The organism is Sphingobium rhizovicinum, from assembly GCF_042647625.1.
GTDB lineage: Bacteria > Pseudomonadota > Alphaproteobacteria > Sphingomonadales > Sphingomonadaceae > Sphingobium > Sphingobium rhizovicinum.
This window is the reverse complement of record NZ_JBHRVU010000004.1, coordinates 3,423,595-3,444,829: the sequence shown is the minus strand read 5'-3', so window position 1 is coordinate 3,444,829 and position 21,235 is coordinate 3,423,595. Positions and strand designations below refer to the sequence as shown.

General features: G+C 62.4%; 17 protein-coding genes. 7 read left to right on the top strand and 10 right to left on the bottom strand.

The features are described 5' to 3' along the window. From ACFOKF_RS18095 to ACFOKF_RS18085, 3 genes are all read right to left on the bottom strand, one after another. Positions 1-1,011 carry a sugar phosphate isomerase/epimerase family protein gene (locus ACFOKF_RS18095; RefSeq protein ID WP_380797422.1) on the bottom strand — a complete coding sequence of 337 codons (1,011 nt, stop codon included), beginning with the start codon at positions 1,009-1,011 and terminating at the stop codon, positions 1-3. Between the two features lie 3 nt (positions 1,012-1,014). Further along, positions 1,015-2,241 (bottom strand): MFS transporter, encoded by a 1,227-nt coding sequence (locus tag ACFOKF_RS18090; protein WP_380797421.1) that lies wholly within the window; start codon positions 2,239-2,241, stop codon positions 1,015-1,017. A gap of 162 nt (positions 2,242-2,403) precedes the next feature. After that, entirely contained in the window at positions 2,404-3,354 is a 951-nt protein-coding gene (locus tag ACFOKF_RS18085) for a ThuA domain-containing protein (protein WP_380797420.1), read from the bottom strand. A 281-nt stretch (positions 3,355-3,635) separates the two neighbouring features. Here ACFOKF_RS18085 and ACFOKF_RS18080 point away from each other — a divergent pair, with 281 nt between their 5' ends. The 4 genes from ACFOKF_RS18080 to ACFOKF_RS18065 all read left to right on the top strand — a co-directional run bounded on the left by ACFOKF_RS18080 (position 3,636) and on the right by ACFOKF_RS18065 (position 8,401). After that, positions 3,636-5,153, top strand: coding sequence for an MFS transporter (locus tag ACFOKF_RS18080; protein ID WP_380797419.1), 1,518 nt, complete (start codon positions 3,636-3,638; stop codon positions 5,151-5,153). Positions 5,154-5,241: 88 nt separating this feature from the next. After that, positions 5,242-5,895 carry a gluconate 2-dehydrogenase subunit 3 family protein gene (locus ACFOKF_RS18075; protein WP_380797418.1) on the top strand — a complete coding sequence of 218 codons (654 nt, stop codon included), beginning with the start codon at positions 5,242-5,244 and terminating at the stop codon, positions 5,893-5,895. Then, positions 5,892-7,574: a GMC oxidoreductase gene (locus tag ACFOKF_RS18070; protein WP_380797417.1), complete on the top strand. Its 1,683-nt coding sequence runs from the start codon at positions 5,892-5,894 to the stop codon at positions 7,572-7,574. Before ACFOKF_RS18075 ends, ACFOKF_RS18070 begins: the two co-directional genes overlap by 4 nt. After that, a complete protein-coding gene (locus tag ACFOKF_RS18065) occupies positions 7,571-8,401 on the top strand; it encodes a nuclear transport factor 2 family protein (RefSeq protein ID WP_380797416.1) in 831 nt (276 codons plus the stop codon). The genes ACFOKF_RS18070 and ACFOKF_RS18065 overlap by 4 nt, the downstream gene beginning before the upstream one ends. Before the next feature lie 76 nt (positions 8,402-8,477). Here the strand turns inward: ACFOKF_RS18065 and ACFOKF_RS18060 are convergent, their stop codons facing one another. From ACFOKF_RS18060 to ACFOKF_RS18030, 7 genes are all read right to left on the bottom strand, one after another. Then, positions 8,478-9,863 (bottom strand): MFS transporter, encoded by a 1,386-nt coding sequence (locus ACFOKF_RS18060; protein WP_380797414.1) that lies wholly within the window; start codon positions 9,861-9,863, stop codon positions 8,478-8,480. Positions 9,864-9,999: 136 nt separating this feature from the next. Next, entirely contained in the window at positions 10,000-12,270 is a 2,271-nt protein-coding gene (locus ACFOKF_RS18055) for a TonB-dependent receptor (RefSeq protein WP_380797413.1), read from the bottom strand. A gap of 174 nt (positions 12,271-12,444) precedes the next feature. Then, positions 12,445-12,897 carry a DoxX family protein gene (locus tag ACFOKF_RS18050; protein WP_380797411.1) on the bottom strand — a complete coding sequence of 151 codons (453 nt, stop codon included), beginning with the start codon at positions 12,895-12,897 and terminating at the stop codon, positions 12,445-12,447. Between the two features lie 128 nt (positions 12,898-13,025). Next, the gene (locus ACFOKF_RS18045; protein ID WP_380797409.1) at positions 13,026-13,949 is read right to left on the bottom strand and encodes a sugar phosphate isomerase/epimerase family protein; all 924 of its coding nucleotides are present in this window, start codon (positions 13,947-13,949) and stop codon (positions 13,026-13,028) included. 18 nt (positions 13,950-13,967) lie between these two features. Next, positions 13,968-14,924, bottom strand: a complete 957-nt coding sequence (locus ACFOKF_RS18040) for a sugar phosphate isomerase/epimerase family protein (protein ID WP_380797407.1) — start codon at positions 14,922-14,924, stop codon at positions 13,968-13,970. Between the two features lie 103 nt (positions 14,925-15,027). After that, positions 15,028-15,801 (bottom strand): TIM barrel protein, encoded by a 774-nt coding sequence (locus ACFOKF_RS18035; protein ID WP_380797405.1) that lies wholly within the window; start codon positions 15,799-15,801, stop codon positions 15,028-15,030. 394 nt (positions 15,802-16,195) lie between these two features. Next, positions 16,196-17,059, bottom strand: coding sequence for an extracellular catalytic domain type 1 short-chain-length polyhydroxyalkanoate depolymerase (locus tag ACFOKF_RS18030; protein WP_380797403.1), 864 nt, complete (start codon positions 17,057-17,059; stop codon positions 16,196-16,198). Here ACFOKF_RS18030 and ACFOKF_RS18025 point away from each other — a divergent pair. The 3 genes from ACFOKF_RS18025 to ACFOKF_RS18015 all read left to right on the top strand — a co-directional run bounded on the left by ACFOKF_RS18025 (position 17,028) and on the right by ACFOKF_RS18015 (position 21,186). Beyond that, positions 17,028-17,258 carry a hypothetical protein gene (locus tag ACFOKF_RS18025; RefSeq protein ID WP_380797891.1) on the top strand — a complete coding sequence of 77 codons (231 nt, stop codon included), beginning with the start codon at positions 17,028-17,030 and terminating at the stop codon, positions 17,256-17,258. The genes ACFOKF_RS18030 and ACFOKF_RS18025 overlap by 32 nt on opposite strands. A 234-nt stretch (positions 17,259-17,492) precedes the next feature. Further along, positions 17,493-19,118 carry a rhamnogalacturonidase gene (locus ACFOKF_RS18020; protein WP_380797401.1) on the top strand — a complete coding sequence of 542 codons (1,626 nt, stop codon included), beginning with the start codon at positions 17,493-17,495 and terminating at the stop codon, positions 19,116-19,118. A gap of 10 nt (positions 19,119-19,128) precedes the next feature. Then, a complete protein-coding gene (locus ACFOKF_RS18015; RefSeq protein WP_380797399.1) occupies positions 19,129-21,186 on the top strand; it encodes a glycoside hydrolase family 2 protein in 2,058 nt (685 codons plus the stop codon). Positions 21,187-21,235 lie beyond the last annotated feature (49 nt).

Below are 21,235 nucleotides of genomic sequence, written 5' to 3'. Positions count from 1 at the left end.
TTAGGCTGCGAGAACGGTGGGGGTGGGTTCGCCGATCAGCGACTTCAGCATTTCCTGCTGGCGGCGGACCTGCTCGACGGAATCGACGTCCTGCGCGTCCTCGATCCAGCGATTGCCCTCATATTCCGAACAGATATAGCCCGTGTAGCCGCCTTGCTTGAGCACCCGGACGATCTCGTCATAGGGGATGCAGGGTTCGACCAGATTTTCGTCCATCTGATAGAATTTGCCGTGCACATTATGGATGCGGTGCATGTAATCCAGCATCCGCTTCGGCTCATAGGCGGCATTGTGGCGCAGCGTTTCGGCCATGCCCAGCGCCGGTCCTTCGCCGCCCATCTCGCGCACGTTCAGGATGACATATTCGGACAAGACCCGGTCCTCATAGGCCGTCTCGATATAGTCGGCGATCTTCTGCGGCACGCCGTTGCGGATGAAGCGCTCCTTCCAGACCGGCGGGAATTTGAACAGGAACATGCCCATGTCGGGCAGGAAGCCCAAGGCGTCCGATCCCGATTTTTCAAAGGCCTCGGCATGGCGAATGATCCAGGGATGGTCGAAATGCAGCGGCGCATGCACCTCGATCAGGATCTTGATATCCTTCTCCTCGGCATAGGGCGCGGCGGCGACCAGTACTTCGGGGGCGATCGACACGAGCGCACGGATATATTTCATCCCCAGACGCGCGCCGAAGTCGATGTCCTTCTTCACGCTGGCGACCTGTTCCTCAAAGGGCATCATCCGCCCCTTGTAGCGCTTGTAATCCAGCATGAAGTCGTGGCTGACGGCGGTGGCGCCATATTTGGCGATCAGCGCATGCCATTCTTCGATCTTCGCCTCGTCGACCGTGGCTTCGGGCCAGCCCCAGAAGGTCTGCTCGCCGATAATCTCGATGCCCAGCGCGCCCATGTCGGCGCAGGCCCTGAAGCAATCCTCCAGGCTCATCTTGCCCTGAAAGGTTTCGTGCTGGAAACTATAGAGGCTCACGCCCCGTTTGATGTCGCTAGTCATGATTTACTCCGCTGGAGCGATGGAAGGAACGGCGCGCGGCGTGCGCGCCAGACCGATGAGAATGGCGGCAATGATGCCGATCAGACCCGCTGCAAGGAACGCGCCCTGCATGGTTCCGACGATGGTTTCGGCCTGATGCACGGCCCAGGGGCTGGAAAACTGGCCGAAGAAGAAACAGGCGGTCCACACGCCCATGCCCCGACCCCGATGTTCGAAGGGCAACATGCTCTGCGCCCACAATATGATGGTGGCGACCGCCATGCCCGCGCCGGTCTGCTGCACGATCAGCGCGGCGGTGAGCCAGCGCCAGTCGGGGGCAAGGCCAATGCCGGCCAGGCCAACGCCCAGCAGGCCGAAGAAGGTGGCCAGCTTCACCTGATGCGACATATTGCCCATCAGGCGGAAAATCACCGCGCCCAGCATCACGAACAGGCTGGGGATGGCGGTCAGCTGGCCGATGCGGGCCGGGTCCATGATGCCGACCTCGCGCCAGGCGAGCGAACCGGAGATGATGAAGACATAATAGAGCGCTGACGCGACCAGCGTCACGCCGCCGATCAGCGCGACCGATGCGATCGGGAAGGGCGTGCGCTGCGCCATTTCCTTCTTCTGGGCGATGTCGGCGATGGTCGCGCCATCGGCGCGGCGCGGTTCGAACAGCCAGGCGATCATCGCGATGAAGATCGGGAAGGCGACGGCATAGACCAGGAAGATGCCGTTCCACCGCACCGAAGACGCCGCGCCCGACATCAGGATCACGCCCGACGCAAAGAAGGGACCGCATATGCCTTGCAGGAACAGCCAGTCCTTGCGCCCGCGATCGTCCCAATAATCCGCGATCAGCGTGTTGACGATGGTCAGGATCGCCGCTTCCGCCAAGCCCAGCAACAGCCGGCACGCGATCAGCGCATTCAGGCTGTCGAGGAAGAAGGGCGCGGTGCCGACGATGCCATAGAGCAATGTCGCGCCGATCAGCAGCGGCCGGCGGCCGAAACGATCCACGAAAAATCCGGCAAAGGGCGCGATCAGGGCAATGGTCAGGCCGGGGGCCGACACCATCATCGGCACCTTCCACCGGGCGTCGGGATCGCCGGCAAAATGATCGATGATCGCCGGAATGGCGGGGAACATGGAAACGATCGCGAAGATGGGCAGGAAGCCGGCCACCACGATCGTGATCCCCTGCGGAACCAGCGACAGGCGTCGGAAGAAATCGATCAGGGAACGCACTGCGCCTCGGCTCCTCTTTCCCGGACGACTCAAGACGTCGCCTCTAATTAGAACTGATATTCGTCTATTGGTTTGGTTGCGGCCTGTCAATCGGCGGACGAACAGGCCGCAATCCGGTAAGTCACCTATGGCCCTCGACCCTGTCGCCGCCGGCCGCGCGCCTCACTGGGTCGGATAATCCTTCGCCTCTTCCGGTACGGGCACCGTTACCTTGCCGGTCGCCGCCCACTCGGTCCCGCGCAGGATCAGCGATTGCAGCCCGGCAAAATGCAGCGACACCTCGTCATGGCCCAGCGTCATGGAAAAGACCCGGCCCTTGCCATAATCGGCGGTCCACACCTGCGGATGATCGGCGTCCATCCCCTTCATCGCCTTCAGCTTTTCGGGCGTATAGGCAGCGGCGGGATATTTATGCCCGGCGATCTTGGCGTCGTAGCTGGCCGATGCATCATGCGCCGTCGCCAGCACATGGATCCTGGCCGTCGGGTCCATCCGCATGTTGGTGTACATGTCGTCATTATAGGTCCAGACATATTCCCGCATGCCCGCCGTGATCGGGTGGGTGCGATCGACGATATGGACCGGGAAGGCGCCCGGCGGCGATCGCCGGCTGGACCCCGGCTCCATCACCGCGCCGATCAGCGTCTGATATTCGGGCCAGTTCTGGCCGGAGGTGAAGGAGGAATGATAGGCGACCAGACCGCCGCCCTGCTTCACATAGTCGAACAACGCCTGTTCGGCCTGTTTCGACCAGCGATGCTCGTCCTTGTCGGCATAATTCCAGCGGCTGGAATAGTTGAGCAGGACGACGTCGTAGCTCTTCAGCGTCGCCAGGTCGCCATGGTCGAAATCCTCGGTAATGCGCACATCGAACCGACCCGTATCCTGCATCAGCGTGCGCAGCATGTTGTTCACGCCGGTCCAGTCATGTTCATAGCTGTTCTGGCCGCTGATGATCAGCACCTTCACCCGCTTTTCCGCCGGATCGACGGGAATGGCGACGCGCTGCACCGTTTCGGGCGGCCGATATTTGACGTTGACGATGACCTGCGCCGTCGCGGGCAAAGCGAGCGCCATTGTCGCGGTCAGGGCCATAAGGGGGACAAGCTTCATCGCATTTCCTCTCTCGTGATTGTGCTTTTCAATGCAGGCTGTCGCGGGGGGCTGGCCAAGGACAGGGCAACACCCATGGTCCCGCGCCTGATGATGGGGCGGGGCAGAATATTCGGGCAATCCAACCGATTCGCGCGGCTGAAGACCCGCCGTGCCATCATTTATTAGAATAAAAATTCTGGTTGTCGAGTGGCATCTTTTTCGCCATGCGCTCACTCTTGACGGGCCGGAAAATTGGCATATTCATTACTAGAATAGTCATTCTATAAAAGGCGTCTGCCATGGCGCCCGCGGGGAAGCAGATGAACGGGATGAGGGGAGAGGGCGGCCTGGCTGCGGACAGCGCGCTCGCATCGGCGGCGCGCCTGAGCGGCCGGCAACGCAGCATGGCGCTGGCGATCGTCGCCACGGCCATGGTGCTCGACCTTGTCGACATGACGATCATCAACGTCGCGGTGCCCACGCTTCAGGCGCAACTGGGCGCCAGCGATGCGGAGGTGCAGTGGATGGTCGCGGGCTATTCCACCATTTTTTCGCTGTTGCTGATCACCGGCGGGCGGCTGGGCGACATTCTGGGGTATCGGCGGGCCTTTCTGATTGGCGTGGCCGGCTTCACGCTGACCTCGCTTCTGTGCGGCCTGGCGCAAGGCCCCGGCCAGCTGGTCGGCGCGCGCCTGTTGCAGGGGGCGACGGCGGCGATCATGTTGCCGCAGGTCATGTCGCTGACCCAGATCATGTATCCCCCGCATGAGCGCATGGCGGCGCTGGGCCTGTTCGGCATATTGGGTGGCCTTGCCGCCGTGCTGGGGCCGGTGATTGGCGGCCTGATCCTCAGCGCCAATCTGTTCGGGTTGGGCTGGCGACCGATTTTCCTCATCAACCTGCCGATCGGGATTGTCGCTCTGGTCCTGGCGGCGCGGATTTTGCCGGCCGGGCGCTCGGCGCATCGGCCCCGGCTGGACATGATCGGAACCTTACTGGTCATGCTGCTGCTGTTCGCGCTGATCTTTCCGCTCATTCAGGGGCGCGATTATGGCTGGCCGGCGTGGGGCTTCGCTTTGATGGCATGCAGCCTGCCCATCGCCCTCCTCGTGATCCGGCGCAGCCGCGCCCGCATGGCGCGGGACGGCTCCGCCCTGATCGTGCCGGACCTGTTTCAGGCGCGCGGCTTCACCTTCGGCCTGTTGACGACCCTGCTGTTCCAGACAGCGACGGGCGGCCTGCTGTTCGTCCTGACCCTCGCCATGCAGCGCGGCCTGCATTTTACCGCGGCGCAGGTGGGGCTTGCCCATGTGCCCTATGCATTCGGTGCGTCCTTCGCGATCGGCCTGCTGTCGCGCAAGGCGCTGCCGCGCTTTGGTCCGATCATCATCAGCTGGGGGGCGATGCTGATGATCGCCGGCATCGCCGCGCTGACCGGCCTGTTCAACGCGCCGCAGCTCATGACCTCGGCCCCCTGGCTGCTGGCGCTGCCATTGCTGGCCATGGGGCTAGGCATGGGGCTGGCCGGCGGCCCCCTGCCGCCCTGCACTTTGTCGGAAGTGGATGTCGGCCATGCCGGTTCCGCATCCGGCACGCTCAAGGCGACGCAGCAGCTCGGCTCCGCCATCGGCGCTGCGGCGATCGGCACGCTGTTCTTCCTGATCCAGCCGGGGGCAGGCATGGCCGCGCGCGATGCGATTCATGCCTTCACCCTGTCGGCCATGGCGGTTTCGGCACTATTGGCAGTGGTGGGCGTGGCGGCGCTGGCCATTCCCCGCCAGTTGCAGATTCGCGGCGATCGGCACGCAAAGGGATGAAAGGCGCCCTTGCCGCCGTTCCAGCGACCGTGTAGTAAATGGAATTATAGTTCATATTTGTGCCATGTGTGGCGCGTGAGGAGAGGATATGGGACAGGGCGCAGATCATCGCCAGCCGCCGCCCGATGCGGCATGGACGCCGGCCCGGGCCGATCGCCGGCAGATATTGGGCGGGGCGGTCGTCGCCGGTCTTCTGGCCGGGGTTCCGCTCCACGCCTGGAACCGGGTCAAGGCAGGCGAGGATGGCGGCGCGGACGCATCGGAAAAGCTGCTCCTGGTGCGCCTCTCCGATCTTGTGATTCCCGCCACCGACACGCCCGGCGCATCGGCCGTCGGCGTTCCCGCCTTCGTCGAACTGGCGCTGCGGCACGGACTGGAGGAGACCGCGCCCGAACCGTCTGCTTCGTTGTTCGCGGGGCAGGGGCGCGGCGGCTTCGCCGTGCTCGACGCGGTCCGGCGCGATCTGGATCAGCGCACCAGCACCCTCTTCCTCAACCTCCCGCCCGACCGCCAGCATGCCGAACTGGCGGCCTATGATGCCGAAGCGTTCGGCGGCGATCGCAAGGATCATCCGTGGAAGAAGCTGAAGGGGCTGATCCTGACCGGCTATTATACCTCGGAAGTCGGGGCGAGCCGTGAACTGCAATATGAACTGGTGCCGGGTCGCTGGGATCCGGACCTTCCCTTGGCCCCCAATAACCGCTCCTGGTCGAGCGACTGGACAGCGGTGGATTTCGGATGAGCATGGATTTTGACGCGATCGTTGTGGGTTCGGGCATCACCGGCGGGTGGGCGGCAAAGGAACTGACGGAAAAAGGCCTCAAGGTGCTGATGATCGAGCGGGGCCGCATGATCGAACATGGCACGGACTATGTGACCGAAACCAAGGCGCCCTGGGAAATGCCGTTTCGCGGCGAGGGCGACGCGGAACTGTACGCCGCGGAATATCCGGTGCAGCGCCTCAACCGCCACTTCACCGAATTTACCCAGAACCACTTCGTCAACGACAAGGATAATCCCTATGCCGTAGCCGATGGCACGCAGTTCAGCTGGTGGCGCAGCTATCAGCTTGGCGGTCGCTCGCTCACCTGGGGCCGGCAAAGCTATCGCTGGTCGGACTATGATTTCGGTGCGAACAAGGTGGACGGGTACGGCACCGACTGGCCGATCCGCTACGCCGACATCGCGCCATGGTATGATTATGTAGAGGACTTCATCGGCGTGTCCGGCGCGGCCGAAGGCCTGGCCTCGCTGCCCGATGGAAAATTCCTGCCGCCCATGGCGCTCAATGTCGTGGAACAGCATGTCCGTGCCGCGATCGCGCAGAAATGGCCCGATCGCTGCCTGACCGTCGGCCGCACCGCGAACCTGACCGCGCCCAAGGAAGGGCGGGCACCCTGCCAGTTCCGTTCCATCTGCGCGCGCGGCTGTTCCTACGGCGCCTATTTCAGCACCCAGAGTTCGACGCTCCCCGCCGCGCAGGCGACAGGGCGGCTGACGGTGGTGACGGATTCGCTGGTGGAGGCGGTCGATTATGATCCCGCCACGAAGAAGGCGACCGGCGTGCGCGTCATCAACGTGAAGACCGGCCAGCGCAGCAGTTACGGCGCACGGCTCATCTTCCTGAACGCCAGCGCCTTCAACAGCGTCCACATCCTGCTGCGCTCCCGTTCCGAAGCCTTCCCCAACGGCCTTGCCAACAGCAGCGGCGTGCTGGGCACCCATGTCATGGACCATGCCTCCACCCTGTCGACCATGGCCATGATGCCGGGCTTTGAGGATCGCACGACCTTCGGCAACCGGCCGACCGGCGTCGTCATCCCGCGCTTCCGCAACTTGGGCAGCAAGGATGGCGACTTCACCCGCGGCTATAGTTTTCAGGGCGGCGCGTTGCAGAGCGGCTGGACGGCGGCGAAGCGGTCGGCGGGCATCGGCAAGGAGTATAAGGAGGAAACCCGCAAGACCGGCGCCTGGCGCATGGTGTTCGTCGGTTTCGCCGAAAGCCTGCCGCGTGTCACCAATCGCCTGACACTCGACCCCGTGAAGCTGGACCCGCAGGGGTTGCCGATGCTCAACATCCATTTCGAACATGGCGACAATGAACGCCGCGCGCTGGCCGACGCCAAGACGGAAGCGGCCGCGATGATGGAGGCCGCTGGCGGTCATGTCATCATGGGCTTTGATCAACCCAATCCGGGCGGCACCGCCATTCACGAAATGGGGGGTGCGCGCATGGGCCATGACCCGAAAACCTCTGTCCTCAACCGCTGGAGCCAGTCGCATGACATATCCAACCTGTTCGTCACCGATGGCGCGCAGATGAGCTCGTCGGCCTGCCAGAACCCGTCGCTCACCTATATGGCGCTAACGGCGCGGGCCTGCGATCATGCGGTGTCGCTGATGCGGGAAGGCGCGCTGTGAGGCCGGTCGTCACGGCGCTCAGCGTCGCTCTGATCGCCATCGCGCCGGCCGTGCTGGCGAAGGCGGTCGACAACCGGGCCATCGTCACCGATTTCGTCGATCGCTTCTATGCGCAGCGCAACGTGGCGGGCGCGTTCGCAGCCCATGTCGCGCCGGACTACATCCAGCATAACCCCGGCCTTCCCGACGGAGCGAAGGTCGCCGTGGAGGTGCTGGGGCCAAAGTTCGCCCAACCCGGCGCGCATTTCGACGTAAAGCATCTGCTGATCGACGGCGATCTCGCGCTGGTGCATCTGTTCGGGCAGGGCACGCCCGGCACGTCGGGCGCCGCCGTGGCCGACATCTACCGGCTGAAGGATGGCAAGGTCGTCGAACATTGGGACGTGCTGCAACCCGTCGCACCGGGCAGCGATCCGCTGGCGATGGCCCCGGCAAAGCCTGCGGGGCGGGGCGACACGGCGCGCAATCGCCGCGCGTTCGAACGCTTCATCGACCTGCTGTTCCAGAAGGGCGATGTCGATGGCGCATACAGCCAGTTCGTCGCGCCCGACCTGATCCAGCATAATAGCCGCATGGGGCAGGGGCGCGAGGGGGCGGTCGCCGCGATCAAGGGGCTGCGTTCGGCCCCCGGCGCGACCTTCACGGTCCAGCGCGTCCTGGTGGACGGCAATCTGGCGGCGGTTCATTATCGCGGCACATTGTCGGCGCAGGATCGTGGCGCAGCGGTGGTGGAAATCTTCCGCTTCGATCAGGGCAGGATCGTTGAACATTGGGATATGTTCCAGCCCGTGCCCGAAACATCGCGCAACGCGCATCCGATGTTCTGAACGCGGGCAGTGCAAACAAAAAAAGGGGGGCGCTGCATGGGTTGCAGCGGCCCCCTTTTTTTAACCTGTAAAGCGCTCAGCCCGCCCGCGCTGCAATCTCCTTGCGGATGCGTTCATGCAGGCCGTCCATCGGCCAGAAGGCGATGATCGCGACCTGAAGGGTCATGATGGCGATCGGCCAGCCATAATAGGACCAGCGGATCGCCGCGCGCGCACCGTTGGTCACGGCCTTGGGATCATAGCCGGCGATGCCCAGCACATAGGCGATGATGGCGGCGCCGATGGCCATGCCGATCTTGGTCGACAGGCTGATGCCGGACGAGAGCAGCCCTTCGTTGCGCACGCCGAAAATCCATTCATGATAATCCACCGCATCGGCCGCCATGGTGAAAATGGCCGTCATGGTCAGGCTGACTAATATGGCGGCGATCAGGAACAGGCTCAGGAACAGAATATGCTGCGCCTCGACCCATGGCAGGATCAGGTGCAGGATGATCGCCAGAGCCAAGGCGGCGATGCAGCCCCGGCGAATGCCCGTCCGTTTGAAGATCATCGGCGCGATGAAGGCGCTCAGCAACAGCGTGCCGGATACCGCCGGCAGCAATATGCCGATCATCCAGGGCGCCTTCATCACCTCTATCGCGAAGAAGGCGGTGACGGAGATCACGCAGCCAAAGCGCAGGAAATTGAGCGTGCAGAACAGGAACGTCACCATCCACGCCCGGTTGCGCACCATGGCGCGCAGCTGCGGTCCGATCGCCTCGCTGCGGGGCGCTTCGTCATGGTGCCGTTCCCGGCAGCTGAAGAACAGGTTGAGCAGCGCCGCCAGCGTCAGCACCGCGAACAACGCCGCCACCAGCGCAAAGCCGGTCCGCTCATTGCCCCCGCCCAGCAGGCCGACCAGCGGCATGGTGGCGGCGGTCGCCAGGATGACCGAAATCGACGTGCCGATCGCCCGTGCGCTGCCCAGTTGCATCCGGCTGCCATGGTCGTTCGTCATCATCGGCATCAGCGCGGAAAAGGGCACCGCCAGAAAGCTGTAGAGGATGCCCAGCAGCGAAAAGGTGACATAGGCATAGGCCAGCTTCGCGCCGGTCGACGCGTCAATGGTGGTGAATGTCAGCACCAGCAGGATGGAAAAGGGGATGGCCGTGAACAGGAAATAGGGGCGGGTGCGGCCCCAGCGCGTCCGTGTCCGGTCCACCATCAGCCCGACGCCCAGATCGACCCCTGCGTCGAACAGGCGGGACAGCAGGAACAAAGTCCCCACCGCCGCCGCGGGCAGCAAGGCGACATTCGTGTAGAAATAGAGCAGGAACGCGCCCACCGCATTCCAGCTGAGGCCGCAGGCGAAATCGCCCAGCCCATAGCTGATCTTCTCCCAGGGTTTCAGCCTGTCGTTCGCGGCGGCGGCAGTGGCCGGCCTCTCCTCCATCGCATGACCTGCAACAACACTCGTCATCGCGCTTTCCTCACCTTCTCCTTGGGCGCTTGCCGCGTTGCGGCAGCTGGGTCCGGTCGAAGAAGAAAAAGAGGCGGTTCCGCCGGCCTAGCCGGAACCGCCTCCAGATCATGTCCTGCTATGGTCGCGCTGTCCGTCAGAAACGGACGGTGCCACGAATGCCATAGGTGCGCGGGGAACCATAGACATAGTTGATCAGCAGCGAACCGCCCGCATTCACATAGCCTGCAAAGGCGAATGGGCGATAATTTTCGATGTTGCGGACAAAGCCCTGAACGCTGAAGCGGTCATTGGGGGCCACCCATTCCAGCGTGAAGTCGGTCTGGGTGAACGCCTTCTGCCGGGTCGCCAGATCATTGCTGGGTTGCAGATAATAATCCGACTTGAACCGGCTGAACAGGCTGGCCGTCACCTTCTGATCGCCGAAATGGAAATCATGGTCATAGCCCAGCGCAATGGTCCATGTCGGCGACTGCACCGGCTTGTTGCCGCTCAGGTTAAAGGGCTGAAGCCCTGGCGTACTGGGATCGCTGTCGGTCAGCGTGCCCGTCAGGCCCAGCAGGTTCGCGGAAAATTTGGTCAGTTCCGCGTTCAGATAGTTGACGGTCGCGGTGAAGCGGTCGTTGCGCGACAGAAGGATGGTGGTGTCCGTTTCGATGCCCCAGATCCGCGAAGCGCCCGCATTGACCACTTCCGCCCCGACGCTGGTGTCCAGGAAGATGGGGATCTGCTGATCCTTATAGTCATAATAGAAGGCTGCGGCGTTGAACTGGATCGTGCGGTTGGCGAAGCTGTTCTTCGTGCCGATTTCATAAGCGGTCAGCTTTTCCGCGCCGAACGAACTGACATTGTCGAAACCGCCGGCCTTATAGCCGGTGGCGACCTTGCCGTAGATCAGGTGATCGCGCGAGGGCGTATAGTCGATCCCGGCGGTCCAGGTCAGCTGACCGTCGTTCAGCGGCGTCGGATTGAAGCCCAGCGACGCGTCTTCCGGCGGCGGGGTGGAACCCCGGCCGAAGCGCGGGCCATAGTTGATGAACAGGGCGTTCTTCTTGTCCTTCGTATAGCGGATGCCGCCCGTCACGCTCAGCTTGTCCGCGACCAGCGGCACGGTCGCCTGCGCAAAGCCCGCCATCGACTTGTTCTTCACATAGGGGCGGTAGAAATAGTTGAGGTAGCTGCCGCCAGCGGCCAGCGGCAGGAACAGGCCCTGCGCCATATACTGATTTTCATGGAAGTAGAAGGCGCCGACCTGATAGATCACGCCGCCATTCTCGCCGCCCGACAGGCGGATTTCGTGGCTCTGCGTCTGCGAATTCTTTTCGTAATTCTGGATGAAGACGGTCGGCACATAGCCATTGAGTGGCTGGCTGACATTGGACTGCACATCGCGATAGCCGCCGATATAGCTGAGCGTCCCGATCGAGCCGACATCGATGTCCAGCCGTCCACGAACCGCATATTGCTTGATCCGGGTATAGCCCAGATCGCCCAGCGGGAAGGATTTGCGTGGCGGATTGAACTGGAGATTGGCGGGCACGCCGCCATTTTCCAGCTGCGGCGTCGATGGAATGGCGTCGATCAGGCCGCCGGCATAAGCGGGGTTGGTCAGCACGCCGTTATTGGCGATGACCATGCCATATTGGGCGACGCCGGTCGTATCCACATTGACATATTCCCCCGCCAGATAGGCGCGAACGCCTTCGGTCGGTTCGGCATAGATGGACAGGCGGGCGGCGTCGGTATTGCCCGCGCTGCCGCGGCCGGCGGGCGTATTGTTGAAATAGCCGTCATGCTCATTGTGCATGCCGCTGGCGCGAATGGCGACCTTGTCTCCCAGCGGAATGTTGACGGCCGCTTCGGCGGACAGCGCCTTGTAATTGCCATAGCTGCCCGTCGCATAACCGGAAAATTCGCCCAGCTTGGGTTTGGCGACCACGATGTTCAGTGCGCCGGCCGTGGCGTTGCGGCCATAGAGCGTGCCCTGCGGGCCGCGCAGCACTTCGATGCGCTCCAGGTCGAAGAAGCTGGCGTTCAACGCGATCGGGCGGTTGATATATTCGCCGTCGATGTTGATGGTCAGCGCCGGATCGGCGGTTTCGCCATGATCCTGACTGGAAATGCCGCGGACCGAAATCTTGGTATATTGGGTGTCGTTGGTGATGTTCAGGTCCGGCGCCAGTCGCGACAGGCCGTTCACGTCGCTGATCCCGGCATTGAGCACGGCGTCGCTGTCGAAAGCGCGCATTGCGATCGGCGTGTCCTGAATGTTGGTCGCGCGCTTTTGCGCGGTGACGACGATGTCGGCCAGCCCGATCGCGCCATTGTCCTGGGCCCAGAGCGGGCTGGCATAGGCGATGATGGCGACGCTGGTCGTGAGCGCGGATATGCGACGGAATTTCTGCATGGTTCCTCCCCTCGATGTCCCCCTTCATGGGGGTTATTAAGAATTGCAATGATGGTTTTAATTATGAGCGCTGCGTGCGTCAACCCATAAAGGAATGTGTATTTTAATTTTGCTCTGGCGGCTTGGCCTTTGCTGGCGGCATGTCCGGGGGTGGAGCATGGCGTGATGGGGGGATCATTGATCGTCCGCCTGATCTTTTTGCCCCGATGCCCGCTGCTTCTTGCCGCTCCGCACGATGTTTCGGCGCCGCCGCTGAAGGCAGAAAATGAGCGTGCAGATCAGAATGATCACGGCATTTTGCGGCAGCGATCCTGTTTCGCCTGCCGCTATATGAACGGTCGCTGCAACCATCTGATTGAACAGCAGGGCGATCGCGCCAATCTGGCCTGCCAGCGGGCGGATCATCCCGATCAGCAGCAGCAGCGCGCAACCCATTTCGCTCCATCCGACCGCCCGGCCTGCCTGTTCCGGCAGACGGACCGTCCAGGCATGGTGCTGCGCCAACTCGGCCAGTGGAGCGAAAGCCTTCATATAGCCCACGAACAGAAAGAAGAGGGCGAGCAGGCAGGAGGTGAACAGGATTCCCGCCATCGTAACGGCCTTGAGCAGCCTGCTATGGGAACGCATTTTCCGCCTCCTATCGGATCTGGGGGGAGCCGCGCGCAGAGTCCGTTTGGAACATGGGCGAAAGAGCGAATTTCTGGCGTGACGCCGGCCCGCGCGAATGGGCCGGATGCGCATTTTCAAACAGGCGCTCAGTCATAAATGGGCCGCAGCGCATTATCCAAATAGTAGCGTGTCATCGCCATCGAAGCCAACAGGTCGGGCGATCCGTCATATTCGATCGAGATCCAGCCTTTGAACGCATGTTGCTTGAGCAGGCGATAGAGGCCTTTCAGATCAAGTTCGCCCTGGCCTGGTTCCCAGAACCAGCGCGTGCCATCGTCCGCAATTTCCGGATCCTGCGCATAGCGCACATCATCGGGCGCCTTGGCGGAAGCGGTGTCCTTCAGATGGAATGTGCTGATGCGATCGTGATAATCCTCGTAAAATGTGAGCAGATTCTCGCCCATAATTTCTATCTGTGCGGTATCGATGCAGTAATGCACGAATTTGGGATCGGTCAGCTCGATCAGTTCGCGGTGATTTGGAAGGTTGATCGCGCAGAAAAATTCATTGTGAAGGCCGATCTTCACGCCATGATCTGTGGCATAAAGGCCGATTTCGTTCATCACCCTGGCGCATTGCTGCACCTCTTCCCGGCTCAACGGGCCGGTTCCGTAATAATTCTGCGTGGGGCAGGTGTTCATATATGTGCCGCCAAACTGGACGATCGTATCGACAGCCTCACGTCCGGCCCGCACGGCCTCATCGAAATGGCCTGCCGCATGGGAAGCATGCGCGCCATGGAACATACCAATCACCGAAACGCCACGATCCTTGGCAAATTCGGTAAAGTTCTGCGGCGATCCGAATAGCGGCAGGATGTCGGCCAGATCCCAGGGCGCAATTTCTATACCCTCAAATCCCAATGCGGACTGGTATTTCAATATATTGTCCCAGTCGGAATAATAGGCGCTATTGGTCTTGTCTTCATAGTAGAACTCACGGAAATTATCGATCTTGCGGTACGGGATCGCTTTCCAGTGGCACATATTGGCGTAGCGGATGTTCGGCATGGCGGAATCTCCGTTCATTTATTTCTGGAACTGGTCGATCAGGAGGCGAGTCCGCAGCAGGGCGCGGAACGGATCTCTCGTCTGTCGGGCGCTACAGGTGACGGCGCCGCGATAACCCAGCCTGTCGAGCAGCGCGCTGATTCCGACCAGATCGACCGATCCGGTTCCAGGATCGCGAAACACCTGCGTGGCGCGGTCGCACGGAAACTCCGGATTGGGGGTTTTCCAGATGTCCTGCGTGTCGACGAAATCGGTATCGGTCAAATGGACACAGCCGATCCTGTCTATCTGCGCTTCAAGGAAGGCTGCGGCCGGGATGCCGGCGACAAACAGGTTGGCCGTATCGACGTCCAGCTTCACCGTGTCGGGCAGCGCATCGGCCAGCGATACAATCCGCTCACCGCCAAACAGGCTCCAATATTCATTGCGCAGAACCAGGTCGACGCCCCGCTCTTTTGCGATGACGGCCAGTTCGTTCAGCAGGGACAGGCTGCGTGCCGCGAAACTGTCCATATTGCCCGCTATGTCGGGATGATATTGCGCGACCCGCCCATAAAAGGGGGATGGGCTGATGGCGAAATAGCCCGCGCCCAGATCCGCCGCATGGGCGATGGCCTCCTTCGCGAAGTGGCCGGTCGCGCCAAAATAGAAATCCAGATTGGCGTTGCGCATGAACAGATTGGGGTCGAACGTCACGCCGCTGACCCGGCTGATCCCGCTGGCTTCCAGCACGGCGCGATATTTGGCCGCATCGCCATATTTGGTGGTCACGCAATAGCGATTGAACGGCACGCCGCTGCGTCCGCCAAATTGCCAGACTGGCTCATAGGGAATCTCGATGGCGGAAAAACCGGATGCGGCGATCAGCCTGTACAATTCTTCCCAGAAATACCGGCTTTCATAGCGGTTCCGGTTGGGTTCCTGATAATGGCGATTGATCAGGTCGAGACTGATGGCGATGCTTTGGGGATTCATATCTCATATCCATTTCGTCAGGCGCTGGGGCTGGAAAGCGGGCCATCTCGTCTGGCGCAGGCGATTGTCGCCCGTCATCCGCTTCCATCGCGGCGGTTTGCCGTCAGCAGCCCAGCTTTTGTCGGGTCAGGGCCAGCGACTGCTCCATGGGCAGCGTCGGAAAATATTCCAGGCCAATGGCGCCCGAATAGCCCAGATCCTGCAATGTCTGCATGACTGTCGCCCAATCGATGCTGCCGGTGCCCGGTTCGTGGCGATCGTCCATGTCCGCCATCTGGACATGCGCCACCAGATGGATGCGGCCCGCCAGAACCTCGGCCATGCTCTCGCCCATCACCGCGCTGTGCCAGACGTCATAGAGCAGGCGCAGATTGGGGCTGTTGACGGCCTCGACCAGATCAAGCCCCAATTTGGTACTGACCAGATACATTGCTGCAAAAAGGCGGGTGTTCAGCGGTTCCAGCAACAGCGTGACGCCCGCTTCCTCGGCAACGTCCGCCGCCGCGCGCAGCGCGGCCACGGCATTGGAAAAATGCTCTTCCTCGCTTAGCCCCTCGATGCGGAAACCGGATGCGACGATCAGGTCAGGCTTGCCCAGTTGTTGCGTGGCGGCAATCGTGTCGCGCACCGCCGCGACCATCTCTTCGCGTTCGGCCGGATCGACGATCGACCGGCGCGGATCGACGCACACGCCGGTAAGCCGCATGCCCGTTTCGGCCAGGGCTTTCGACAAGGCATCCACTGGCTTGTCGCGCCAGAGATGAAATTCCGCCAGTTCAAGGCCGGCCGCGCTTGCCGCACGCAAGCGCGCGTCAAGGTCGCCGGCTTCGGTAAATTGCCATTCGATGCAGGATGAAAGCGGGTAACGCGCAGACATAGGATCTCCTTCCCATTCTACGGCCCCGTGGCGCTATGCGCGCTCGTATGCCTGGCAAGGTTGATCCCTGCTATTTTGTCGCGTTTCTATCGTGGCATTTGCAAAAGAGGTCAAGTTGCTTCGCGATGCGAAGGTCAAACCGCAAGGGGGGGCGCCATCGCAAAAGCTGGCCGGCCTGGGCCGACATGGGGCGGCATAGAATATTTGCGCAGACGGCGCATCGCCCGAAAATGCTCGCGTGGCGCCCCCTATGTCTGTCCTACGGGATCGGTCTCTCCTATTCTGCCACCGACTCCTTCATGGTCGGCGCAACAGGGGCCGGTTGGTCCATAGGGCGGCGATAAAGTGACATAAGGTGACAGTTTCGCATGCATTTTGCGTCTCTTTTGTCACTTTATCGCCGGTGCGACAGGAAAAATCGGACCATTTCCCGCGATGCGGACGGTCCTGCCGGGTCGGTGTGCGTTCCGCCTGCGTGGCCCCCGGACCAGCCATGCCCGCTGCCGTGAACAGACCAGTCCTCCAGCAGCGTCTCGCCCCGCAAATTCCCATAGACACGGCGCGTATAGGCGCGCCCGCCCGCCGCCGTCCCGCTATGGCTGCGCGCTATCAAGGGGCCAGCGCCCGACCGTTCGATATTGCGCAAGAAACCGTCCGCATTGGATGGATGAACCACGCGGTCCTTGTCCCCATGGAAAACGATCGTCGGCAACTGGCGCGGCAGGCGCTCCGACGACCCGGATTCGTGCCGGCCCCGCATCGCCGCGATGGCGGCGGAAAGCGATCTTATGTTGCCTCGCGGAACGCCGGAATGGACGCCGATCGCGACATAAAGGTCCGGATAAGCCGCGCCGATGATGGACGCGGCCGCGCCGCCGGCGGACAGGCCGGCAATATAGATGCGGCCCGGATTGGCCCGGCCGAGTTTCGCGACATGCCGCGTCAAGGCTGCGATCAATGCGGGTTCGCCGCGACCGCGCACCTGATTGTCCGGATTATGCCAGTTCCAGCATCGCGCGAAATTGGCTCCGGTCGATTGCTGCGGATACAGAACCAGAAAGCCCAGTTCGTCCGCCAGGCCGTTCATCCCGGTTCCAATCGCGAAATCGCTGGCCGTCTGGGAACAGCCGTGCAGCATGACGATCAGCGGCATGCGCCGCAACGTCGACCCTTTCGGCGTGTAGAGCCGATAGGGAAGCGATCCGAACCGGCACCGAAATTCTTCGTTGAGGAAGCTCCCCGGCGCAGGACGCGGCAACGGCTTTGCGGATGTCTTCGAACCGGGCGAAGCGCTGTTTTTGCCGGCAGTCTTCGATGTTTTGCGAGGAGAGGAGGGCAGGTTTTTTTGCAGGAGGCGGGCGGCCGAGAGCGGACGCCGCTTCCGGATCAGTCGCGACGCTCTGATGATCGTGTCGAAAAAATCCGCCATTCCTGCCCCGACGCTTGCCCAGCATTGATATGGGCAACGACAGGCCGGGGATATTGATCCTTGGGATCAACCATGCTGGCCGTCCTCGATCCATACATGCCGCGATGGTCCGCCGCCGAACATGGCGGCAATGCCGGGTCTAACGCAAGAGCTTCGCGCCTGTCGCCATGGCAGATAAACGCGTCGAAGAGTAAGGCCAAAGGGCTTGGCTTACTTTTCTCATTATGTAATACGTCATACAACATAATGAGAGGATAGCAGTATGAGCGGCGTGATCGAGCGCGCTTCATTCAGTCGACGCGCCATGACCTTGGGGCTGGGTGCGGCCTTCGCCATGGCATCCGCCCCGGTACGGGCGACGGGATCGCTCAGCGGCTTTTACAATGTCCGCGATCATGGCGCGAAGGGGGATGGCGTGGCGATCGATTCCGACGCGATCAATCGCGCGATCGAGGCAGCGAGCGCGGCGGGCGGCGGGACGGTGGTGGTGCCGCCGGGCCATTATCTCTGCTTCTCCATCCGCCTGAAAAGCTACATCACCTTGCTGTTGATGCCCGGCAGCCTGATCGAGGCGGCGGACCCCCGTCGGCACAAGGGCCGCTATGATCTGCCCGAGGGCGTGTATGACGAGCAATATGTCGACTTCGGTGTCGCGCATTTCCATGATGCGCTGATCTATGGCGACAGCGTCAATGATGTGGCGATCGTCGGGCGCGGGCTGATCCATGGGCTTGGGCTGGACCGGGAGGGGCCGGCGCCGCGTTGGCATGGGATAGAAGGATGGAAGTCGCCCAAGGAACAGGGCCTGTCCGCCGACGCCGCGCGCCGGGCGATCCCGCGCGAAATGGCCTATGAGGGGCGTGGCAACAAGGCGGTGGCGCTGCGTCGTTGTCGCAATGTGCTGCTGCGCGACTTCACCATCCTGCAAGGCGGTCATTTCGCCTGCTATGTGCTGGGATCGACCAATGTCACGATCGACAATCTGACGGTCGATACCGATCGCGACGGCATCGACATCGATTGCTGTCGCGATGTGCGGATCAGCAATTGCCTGGTCAACGCGCCAAAGGATGACGCGATCGTCCTGAAGAGCAGCTATGCCTTGCAGGAGCCGGTTTTCTGCGAAGATGTGACCGTCATCGGTTGCAAGACCAGCGGCTATGATCTGGGGTCCGTGGTGGGGGGGCGCTATCGTCCGTCGCCCTATAAATCGGTCGATGATGTGGGTGTGCTGGGACGGATCAAGCTGGGCACCGATTCCGCGACGGGCTTTCGCAACATTTTGATTTTGGGCTGCACCTGCGAACATACGCGCGGCCTGCAACTGGGTGCGATTGACGGCGGCGTGCTGGAGGATGTGACCTTCAGCGACATTAATCTGCGCAACCCGGTCAATCATCCGATCTTCGTGCGATTGGCCGCCCGCAACCGGGCGCCGGGCGGCAATGGTCCGTCCAGGGTGCGGCGGGTGCGCTTTTCCGACATCAACGTGTCGGGCGCGCCCGGCCCCTATGCCTGCGGCATTATCGGCAATCCGGGCGAGCCGATCGAGGATGTGAGTTTCTCCAACGTCCATGTTCGATCGGCCGGCGGCGGGAGCGAGGCGGAGGCGCGCCGCGCCATCCCGGAACGGCCGGCCAGCAGCCTGGAGCCGAGCTTCATGGGGGCCTTCCCGGCCCATGGCCTCTATGTGCGCCATGCCCGCAACATCAGCCTGCGCGACGTCAGCTTCGATGTGGAGGCGGCCGATGCACGCCCGGCCATATTGTTCGATGACGTGCAGGGGGCGATGGTGGATGGCCTGCGCTCCCGCCAGCCCCGCGACAAGGCTATCCGGTCGACCGCCAGCAGCGGCATCCAGATCGGCGATATCCAGACATATAGCTGAAGGAATGACGATGCGTCCGCTTTTCGCGCTTGCCCTGCTGCTGCCGGGCGTGGCTCAGGCCGCCACCGAAACACCGCTCACTAATGGTTGGCGCTTCATCAAGGCGGATGCCACCGGGGCGGAAGCGCCCGGCTTCGATCATGGTGCATGGGCATCGGTCAGCGTGCCGCATACCTACAACGCCGAAGATAGCGGTATCGGCGGGGCGAAGGCGCGGGGCGAACCGGAGGGCGCCTATTATCGCGGGCCGGCCTGGTATCGGCTTGAGATCGACCATAAGCCGCAGCCGGGCAAGCGATACCTGCTGCATTTTGGCGGCGCGACGTTGAAGGCGGATATCTGGCTCAACGGTCGCAGGATCGGCGCGCATCGGGGGGGCTATGGCGCCTTCCGGGTCGATGCGACAGATGCGCTGAAGCCGGGGCGCAATCTGCTGGCGGTGCGGGTCGATAACAGCCGCGACACGCATATCGCGCCGCTCAACGGCGACTTCAATGTCTTCGGCGGCCTCTATCGCAGCGTGTCGCTGATCGAGGTGGATGCGCTGGCGATCGACCGGCTCGATCATGCGGGGCCGGGCGTGCAGGTGCGGACCAGCGCGCTCCAGTCGCGCCGCGCGACGATCGACATCGCGGTGGCGCTACGCAATGATCGCGCTGCGGCTGCGCGCTTCACCCTCAGCAGCCGGATCGTGGATGCGGGCGGCAAGGTCGTGGCGCGATCCGTTGTGCCTGCCACTCTGGCCCCCGGCGCGCGGGATGCGGTGAAGCAGGCGATCGCGCTGCCCAATCCGCACCTCTGGGCGGGGCGCAAATCCCCCTATCTCTATCATGTCGTGACGGACGTGGTGGAGGGCGGCCGCATCATCGACAGCCAGAGCGTGCCGCTGGGCGTGCGCACCATCGCGGTGAAGCCGGACGGCACCGTGCTGCTGAACGGCGCGCCCTATCCGATGCGCGGCGTCAACCTCCAGCATCCCACGCGCTTCGGGCGCGGGCCGATCGTCACTGATGCGGAGATTGACGAGGATCTGGGCATTTTCGCGGATATGGGCGCGACCGCGATCCGCCTTGCCCATATGCAGCATCCCCAGCGCGTCTATGAACGGGCGGATGAGCTGGGCCTGCTGCTGCTGACCGAAGTGCCGCTGATCGATGATCATGATCCGTCTGATGCGTTCCGCGACAATTTGGTCGAGCAGATGCGCGAACTGATCGCGCAGACGGGCAACCATCCCTCGGTCGCTTCGTGGGGCATCGGCAATGAAATCCGCAAATCGGATGCCGCCTCCAACCGCATTCTTGCCGAGTTACAGGCGACCGCGAAGGCGCTCGATCCGACCCGGCCGACCACCTATGCCCATTGCTGTCTGGAGGACAGCGATCCGATCGCCCAGCATAGCGATACCGTGTCCTATAATCGTTATTTCGGCTGGTACTGGACCAAGTCGGAGGACATTGGGCCTTGGGCGGATGAACTTCATGCGAAACTGCCCGGCCGGCCGATCGGCGTCAGCGAATATGGCGCGGGGGGTAGCATCCTGCATCAGGAAGACCCGGTGATGAAGCGGCCGGAATCCAACGGCTATTGGCATCCCGAACAATATCAGACCGATTTCCATATCAAGCATTGGCGTGAGATGAAGCAGCGGCCCTTCCTCTGGTCGACCTTCGTCTGGGTCGGGATCGACTTCCCCTCCTTCAAGCGGAATGAAGGGGATCGGCCTGCGATCAACGACAAGGGGCTGGTGACGGAGGACCGCAAGGTTCGCAAGGACGCCTATTATTGGTATCAGGCCAACTGGTCGGACGTGCCGATGCTGCACATTGCCAGCCGCCGCGATGTGATGAAGCGGACGCAGCGGGTGAAGGTGCAGGTCTTCTCCAACCAGCCGGCGGTCGAACTGCGCCTGAATGACGGAGCGTGGACCCGCGTGCCGGTGGAGGATCATATCGCGGCCTGGGATGTGGATCTAGCCAGGGGCGATAATCGGGTTGAAGCCCGCGCGCAGGCGGGCGGCAAGATGCTGAGCGATGCGGTGGATTGGACATGGGCGACCCGGCCCTGACGCGCAAAAAAAAAGGCCGCCCGAAGGGATCGGGCGGCCAGCGGGGGAT

Excerpts from the sequence above, each read along its gene's own strand:
- ACFOKF_RS18095 (WP_380797422.1), bottom strand. The coding sequence starts at position 1,011 with ATGACTAGCGACATCAAACGGGGCGTGAGCCTCTATAGTTTCCAGCAC.
- ACFOKF_RS18085 (WP_380797420.1), bottom strand. The coding sequence starts at position 3,354 with ATGAAGCTTGTCCCCCTTATGGCCCTGACCGCGACAATGGCGCTCGCT.
- ACFOKF_RS18080 (WP_380797419.1), top strand. The coding sequence starts at position 3,636 with ATGGCGCCCGCGGGGAAGCAGATGAACGGGATGAGGGGAGAGGGCGGC.
- ACFOKF_RS18075 (WP_380797418.1), top strand. The coding sequence starts at position 5,242 with ATGGGACAGGGCGCAGATCATCGCCAGCCGCCGCCCGATGCGGCATGG.
- ACFOKF_RS18070 (WP_380797417.1), top strand. The coding sequence starts at position 5,892 with ATGAGCATGGATTTTGACGCGATCGTTGTGGGTTCGGGCATCACCGGC.
- ACFOKF_RS18060 (WP_380797414.1), bottom strand. The coding sequence starts at position 9,863 with ATGACGAGTGTTGTTGCAGGTCATGCGATGGAGGAGAGGCCGGCCACT.
- ACFOKF_RS18055 (WP_380797413.1), bottom strand. The coding sequence starts at position 12,270 with ATGCAGAAATTCCGTCGCATATCCGCGCTCACGACCAGCGTCGCCATC.
- ACFOKF_RS18050 (WP_380797411.1), bottom strand. The coding sequence starts at position 12,897 with ATGCGTTCCCATAGCAGGCTGCTCAAGGCCGTTACGATGGCGGGAATC.
- ACFOKF_RS18045 (WP_380797409.1), bottom strand. The coding sequence starts at position 13,949 with ATGCCGAACATCCGCTACGCCAATATGTGCCACTGGAAAGCGATCCCG.
- ACFOKF_RS18040 (WP_380797407.1), bottom strand. The coding sequence starts at position 14,924 with ATGAATCCCCAAAGCATCGCCATCAGTCTCGACCTGATCAATCGCCAT.
- ACFOKF_RS18035 (WP_380797405.1), bottom strand. The coding sequence starts at position 15,801 with ATGTCTGCGCGTTACCCGCTTTCATCCTGCATCGAATGGCAATTTACC.
- ACFOKF_RS18020 (WP_380797401.1), top strand. The coding sequence starts at position 17,493 with ATGAGCGGCGTGATCGAGCGCGCTTCATTCAGTCGACGCGCCATGACC.
- ACFOKF_RS18015 (WP_380797399.1), top strand. The coding sequence starts at position 19,129 with ATGCGTCCGCTTTTCGCGCTTGCCCTGCTGCTGCCGGGCGTGGCTCAG.